Origin of the sequence: Lysobacter sp. 1R34A (assembly GCF_051217035.1) — a bacterium.
Taxonomy (GTDB): Bacteria; Pseudomonadota; Gammaproteobacteria; order Xanthomonadales; family Xanthomonadaceae; genus Lysobacter.
This window is the reverse complement of record NZ_JBPKJP010000056.1, coordinates 22,629-28,628: the sequence shown is the minus strand read 5'-3', so window position 1 is coordinate 28,628 and position 6,000 is coordinate 22,629. Positions and strand designations below refer to the sequence as shown.

Genomic DNA, 6,000 nt, shown 5'->3' with positions numbered 1-6,000 from the left:
GGCTGCGCCGCGCCGATGCCCGGCATCGCGCGGCACGGCCGGCACCGCGGTGCCGCCGCAGTCGCCGGGCCGGTCGTTCAGACCGGGGCGAAGCCCTTGGTGGTCTTCTTTTCGTTCTTTTCGGCGCGCTTTTCCTTCATGGTCTTGGCCGGTTTCTTCTTGGTTTCCTTCTTGCGGTCCATGCCCTTGCTCATGATCTCGTCCTCGTTCGATGGCGGCGCGCCGCAGCGGATGGCGGGCGCCCGTAGCCAAGTATGCGCCGCCTGACGCAACCGCGCCTGGGTCGGCCAGCCGCCTCCCTCACGGCTGAGCCGGGCCCGGTCAGCCCGGCATGCCAGGTCAGGCTCGCCAAGGCCGGCCTGCCGATTGGCCCGCCGCGCCCGGTAGAATGGTCGGATGCCCCTGATTACCGTACAGAACGCCGACTACAGCGTCGGCGGCCCGCTCCTGCTCGAAAACGTCGAACTGTCCATCGAACCGGGCGAACGCATCGCCCTGATCGGTCGCAACGGCGCGGGCAAGTCCACTCTCATGAAACTGCTGGCCGGCGAGCTGCAGCCCGACGACGGCGAAATCCGCCGCGAATCCGGCGTGCGCGTCGCCCGGCTCGAACAGGAAGTGCCGCCCGGCGCCAGCGGCACGGTGTTCGACGTGGTCGCCGACGGCCTCGGCGAGCTCGGCCACTGGCTGGCCGAATACCACCACCTCAGCCACGCCGAACCCTTCGACGGCGACGCCCTGGCCGACGTGCAGACTAAGATCGAGGCCGCCAACGGCTGGGGCCTGGACCAGCGCGTCACCGAAACCCTCGACCGCCTCGGCCTGGACGGCGAAGCCGCGTTCTCGGGCCTGTCCGGCGGCATGAAGCGGCGCGTGCTGCTGGCGCGCGCGCTGGTGTCGGCGCCCGACCTGCTGCTGCTCGACGAACCGACCAACCACCTCGACATCGAAGCCATCGACTGGCTCGAACAATTCCTCAAGTCCTGGCAGGGCGCGCTGCTGTTCGTCACCCACGACCGCCGCTTCCTGCGTGCGCTCGCCACCCGCATCGTCGAGATCGACCGCGGCCAGGTCACCAGCTGGCCCGGCGACTGGGACAACTACGTGCGCCGGCGCGAAGAGCGCCTCAACGCCGAGGCCCAGGAAAACGCCCGCTTCGACAAGCTGCTGGCGCAGGAAGAAGTGTGGATCCGCCAGGGCATCAAGGCCCGCCGTACCCGCGACGAAGGCCGCGTGCGCCGGCTCAAAGCGATGCGTAACGAACGCCAGGCCCGCCGCGACACCGTCGGCAACGTGCGCATGGACTTCGCCCAGGCCGAGTCCTCCGGACGCAAGGTCATCGAGGCCAAGGACGTCAATTTCGATTACGGCGGCAAGCCTTTGCTGCGCGATCTGTCGACCACGATCTTCCGCGGCGACCGGATCGGCCTGATCGGCCCCAACGGCAGCGGTAAGACCACCCTGCTCAAGACCCTGCTCGGCGACCTCAAGCCGCACAGCGGCGAAGTGCGCGAGGGCAGCAAGCTGCAGGTCGCCTATTTCGACCAGTACCGCGCCACTTTGCGCGAGGACTGGAACGCGATCGAGAACGTGGCCGAAGGCCGCGAATACGTCGAAGTCGGCGGCAAGCAGAAACACATCATCGGCTACCTGCAGGACTTCTTGTTCACCCCGGAGCGTGCGCGCGCGCCGATCACCCGCCTGTCCGGCGGCGAGCGCAACCGCCTGCTGCTGGCCAAACTGTTCGCGCAGCCGTCCAACCTGCTGGTGATGGACGAGCCGACCAACGACCTCGATGTCGAGACCTTGGAACTGCTGGAAGAATTGCTCGGCGATTACACCGGCACCTTGCTGCTGGTCAGCCACGACCGCGATTTCCTCGACAACGTCGTGACCTCGACCCTGGTCATGGAGGGCGACGGCCGGGTCGGCGAATACGTCGGTGGCTATAGCGACTGGGTGCGCCAGCGCGCCAACGCCGTAGCGAGGAGCGTCGCCGGCAAGGCCGCGGCGGCGAAGCCGGAGGCCGAAACGGCCGCACCGGTCGTGGCCAAGCGCAAGCTGAGCTACAAGGACGCGCGCGAACTGGAACAATTGCCGGCGAAGATCGAGGCTCTGGAAACGCGTTTGGCCGAACTCACCGCGCAGATGAACCAGCCGTCCTTCTACCAGCGCGACGCCGCCGCGATCAACGCCCACAACGCGACCCTCGCCGAGACCCAGGCCACCCTAGATGCGGCTTACGCGCGCTGGGCGGAACTGGACGGCTGAGAGGCCTGGGGGCAGTCAGCGGACCGAGGACTCGGTCCGTGCTGCCCCGTTGCTTTGCTGCAAGCGATCGAGAGGCGTTCGATCAACAGCGCGACAGGCGACCCGCCGAAGCGCGGCAACTACCGGACGTACGACGGCGAAGCGCTCGCCTGAGGTAAGCAGGTTCCTGTCCGGGCCGGCAGGAGGGTTTATCGATGTCGGGGGGGGGCTATCGCCGTACCAGCGGGCCATTTAGCCGAGGCCATGCGACAGTGGTCGCCGGATCATTCCGCTTCCGATTCGCGTAGTTCCGCACCGGCTTTTTCTGCTTCGCGTGCGATCCAGTCATGAAACGCGCCGATGCGGGCTTCCTGCCGCCGGTCCTTGCGGCACACGATCCAGTACGAATACGGATCCGGAATGCCGAGAGCGAACGGTTTGGCGAGGCGGCCGCTGCGCACCGCATCGTGCACGAGCACGGCCGGGGCGAGCGCGACGCCGCGTCCCGCCATCGCGGCTTCTATCGCGAGTTGGGTGCTGTCGAAGAGTGGGCCGCGCTCCAGCAGACGGGTCGCCTCGGTCGCGGTCAGGCCAGCCGCGGCCAGCCAGGCCGGCCAATCGGGTCGGCCGGCGAGGCCGGCACCGAGCGGCGGCGCTGTCCGCAGCAACGCGTGACGAGCCAACGCCTGCGGCGAATCGAGGCTGCCGCTGGCGAGCAAGGACGGCGCACACACCGGGAATACCTCGCCCGAAGGCCACAGCCTGGCCGCATCCAGTGCTTCGCCGTAGGGGCCGGGGCCGTAGCGCAGCGCGATATCGATGCTCGCGTCGCGCGCCAGATCGACCACCGTGCTGTCGGCCGCGAGCCGGATCTCGATCGCCGGATACAGGGCCTGGAAACGATGCAGCCGCGGCGCCAGCCACATCGCGGCGAACGAGGCCGCGGCGCTGATGCTCAAGGTCGCAGGGCCCGCGCTGAGCCCGTCGAGCTTCAACTCGTCCAGTGTTCGGCCGATGTCCTTGAAAGCCCGCTGCGTGGTGGCGGCCAAGCGCTCGCCGGCGCCGGTCAGCCGCACCGAGCGGTATAGCCGATCGAACAGGTTGGCTCCGAGATACGCTTCCAGCGCCTTGATCTGATGGCTGATCGCCGCCGGCGTCACGGAGATTTCCTCGGCCGCCGCTTTCAGGCTCCCCAGGCGGGACGCCGCCTCGAAGGCGCGAATGGCGGCGAGCGGCAGGTTAGGAAGCGGGGCGCGGGGTTTCATTCGCTGCAGTCTTCGAGTTAGCCCAACTAACTTTAGTCCGAAAAAAGATCGTTTGGCGGGCGAGCTTGGTCCAGGCACCCTGGGTACCGGATTCGCAGTCCTGTCCCTTCACCCATTCGGGAGCGCCATGAGCCACCTCAATTTTGCCGTCATCGACGTATTCGCGCAGAGCCCCTTGAGCGGCAATCCCCTGGCCATCGTCAGCGGCGGCGACGATCTGCCGGACGACGTGCTACGTGCGGTGGCTCGGGAGTTCAACCAGGCGGAAACGACGTTCGTGCTCGATCCGGTCGCGGCCGATGCGGACCGCAAGCTGCGTTCGTTCACTGCCAGCGGCGCGGAGGTGTTCGGCGCGGGCCACAACGCCCTGGGCGCATGGCTGTGGCTGGCCGAAACCGGCCAGCTCGGCGAACTGCGCGAGGAGAAAGAATTCCGGCAGGAGATCGGGCCGGCGGTGCTGCCGGTGCGCATCAAGCTGGAAGGCGGACGCGCCAGCGCCGTCATGACCCAGGGCCGGCCGGAGTTCCTCGCCAAAGCGCAGGACCTGGACGGGCTCGCAGCGGCGCTCGGGCTCGATCCGCAAGATATTTGCGAGCCTTCGCCGCAGGTGGTGACCACCGGAGCGGAGCACTTGCTCGTGGCCGTGCGTAAACGCACGGACGTGGACAAGGCGCGTCCCGATTCGCAGCGCCTGCTGGCCCAGCTGCGCCAGGCCGGTGCCGAAGGCTGCTACCTGTTCTCGACGCAGGCGCATGCCGACGGCGTCACTGCGTACGCGCGGTTCTTCAACCCTACCGTAGGCCTGTGGGAGGACTCCGCGACCGGCACCGCAGCCGGACCGTTGGCGGCCTTCCTCGACGCTCATGGGCTGGTAGGAGCCGAGCGGTCGATCGTCATCGAGCAGGGCCGGTCCATGGGCCGGCCGAGCAGGCTCAACGTCGATCTTCGCGATGGCGTGAAGCTTTCCGGCAGCGGCGTAATCGTAATGGCGGGCACTCTGTTCCTTTAGCCTTATGGGCGATCCCGCAGCCGTCCGTGCCCGGTGATGAGTGGGCCGCCGCAGCCCCCGACTTTCGTCGCTTGCGCCGGCCGGAACGGCGGTTCCTAATCCCCTCGAGAGCCGGCGCGGCCGGCCAGGGGAGAGCGGCGATGGCCAACAGCTGCATTGGATATATCGGACGGATCGGCTCGGCCGGGGCGCTCGCGCTCGGTTTGCTGGGCGCCGGCAACGCCGCGGCCGCGGTCAAGGACGCCGCACCCAACGGTTTCACCATCGAGAACGAACAAGCGGTCGCGGTCGACCCGGGCACGGCCTGGAAGGCCTTGGTCGAGGACATCGACCGTTGGTGGCCCAAGGACCACACTTGGTGGGGCGCCGCGTCGACCCTGTCGATCGATGCCCGCGCCGGCGGCTGTTTCTGCGAGATCGGCCGCGACGGCAAGCAGCAGGCGCAGCACATGACGGTCAGCTTCGTCGACCCCGGCAAGACCCTGCGCCTGCTCGGCGGCCTCGGCCCGCTGCAGGGCATGGGCCTGAGCGGGGCGATGGAGTTCGGGCTCAGTCCGGGCCAGGACGGCGGCACCCGGATCGTCCTGCATTACCGCGCCGGCGGTTACACGCCCGACGACCTGAGCAAGTTCGCCGCCGTGGTCGACAAGGTGCAAGGTCTGCAACTCGGCGGCCTGGCCGACTATCTGCGCCGGCGCGAACCGCTCAAGGCGGGTGCGCAGCGGTGAGTCCGGAGGTCGCCTATCGCACCCGCCACGATCGCGGCGCGATCCTGGCGACGCATCGCCACCACGCGCCGTACGCGGCGCTGGTGCTGGACGGCGACTACACCGAATCCAGTCTCGACGGTCCTTTGCCGTGCCGGCCCGGCACCCTGGTGCTGCATCCGCCGTTCCACGCCCACGGCGACCGCTTCGGACGGCTCGGTGCGAGCGCGATCAACCTCGAACTGCCGTCCGATCGCTTCGCCATGGCCGCGAGCGCCTGGCAGGTGCACGACCTGCGCGAAGCCCGGGAAGTGTTCGCGCGCTGCCCGCAACGCCTGCCCGAACTGCTGGCCTGTGCGACGCCGCAGGCGGCGGTGGCGGTGCCGGACTGGCAGGGCGAATTGCTGCGCGCGATGGCCGCATGCGACGACGGGATCGGCACGCTCGCGCGCCGTCTCGGGGTGTCGGCCGAACACGCCAGCCGCGCGCTGGCCCGCACTTACGGCATGTCGCCGCAGGCGCTGCGGCGCGAGGCGCGTTGGCGCCATGCCTTGCAGCTGATGGCCGGCGACAGCTCGCTCGCGCAGGTCGCCGCCGACGCCGGTTTCAGCGACCAGAGCCATCTGCACCGCATCGTCGTCGCCCATGCCGGCTGCACCCCGGCGCGCCTGCGCGAGCAGATCCGCGGCCGGCTGCGGCCGCAGATCAATTGCGTACAAGACCGGGCCCTGGCGATCGCGGCCTAATGACTCCAACGCGCCGCCGGCGC

The 6,000-nt window shown here is 68.9% G+C and carries 5 protein-coding genes; 4 read left to right on the top strand and 1 reads right to left on the bottom strand.

The genetic code is table 11. The features are described from left to right. Window positions 1-396: 396 nt before the first annotated feature. On the top strand, window positions 397-2,271 hold the full coding sequence (locus ACSAMQ_RS13210) for an ATP-binding cassette domain-containing protein (RefSeq protein ID WP_435396092.1): 1,875 nt from the start codon (window positions 397-399) through the stop codon (window positions 2,269-2,271). 263 nt (window positions 2,272-2,534) lie between these two features. Here ACSAMQ_RS13210 and ACSAMQ_RS13205 read toward each other — a convergent pair whose 3' ends face one another. Beyond that, window positions 2,535-3,515: a LysR substrate-binding domain-containing protein gene (locus ACSAMQ_RS13205; protein WP_435396091.1), complete on the bottom strand. Its 981-nt coding sequence runs from the start codon at window positions 3,513-3,515 to the stop codon at window positions 2,535-2,537. Window positions 3,516-3,642: 127 nt separating this feature from the next. Here ACSAMQ_RS13205 and ACSAMQ_RS13200 point away from each other — a divergent pair, with 127 nt between their 5' ends. The 3 genes from ACSAMQ_RS13200 (at window position 3,643) to ACSAMQ_RS13190 (ending at window position 5,977) form a co-directional block, all read left to right on the top strand. Further along, window positions 3,643-4,524 (top strand): PhzF family phenazine biosynthesis protein, encoded by an 882-nt coding sequence (locus ACSAMQ_RS13200; protein WP_435396090.1) that lies wholly within the window; start codon window positions 3,643-3,645, stop codon window positions 4,522-4,524. 140 nt (window positions 4,525-4,664) lie between these two features. After that, on the top strand, window positions 4,665-5,252 hold the full coding sequence (locus ACSAMQ_RS13195; protein WP_435396089.1) for an SRPBCC domain-containing protein: 588 nt from the start codon (window positions 4,665-4,667) through the stop codon (window positions 5,250-5,252). After that, complete coding sequence (locus ACSAMQ_RS13190) at window positions 5,249-5,977, top strand: helix-turn-helix domain-containing protein (protein WP_435396088.1); 729 nt, start codon at window positions 5,249-5,251, stop codon at window positions 5,975-5,977. The genes ACSAMQ_RS13195 and ACSAMQ_RS13190 overlap by 4 nt, the downstream gene beginning before the upstream one ends. Window positions 5,978-6,000: the final 23 nt, after the last annotated feature.

Bases quoted from the DNA above. Each gene is read 5' to 3' on its own strand.
- ACSAMQ_RS13200 (WP_435396090.1), top strand. From the start codon at position 3,643: ATGAGCCACCTCAATTTTGCCGTCATCGACGTATTCGCGCAGAGCCCC.
- ACSAMQ_RS13205 (WP_435396091.1), bottom strand. From the start codon at position 3,515: ATGAAACCCCGCGCCCCGCTTCCTAACCTGCCGCTCGCCGCCATTCGC.
- ACSAMQ_RS13210 (WP_435396092.1), top strand. From the start codon at position 397: ATGCCCCTGATTACCGTACAGAACGCCGACTACAGCGTCGGCGGCCCG.
- ACSAMQ_RS13195 (WP_435396089.1), top strand. From the start codon at position 4,665: ATGGCCAACAGCTGCATTGGATATATCGGACGGATCGGCTCGGCCGGG.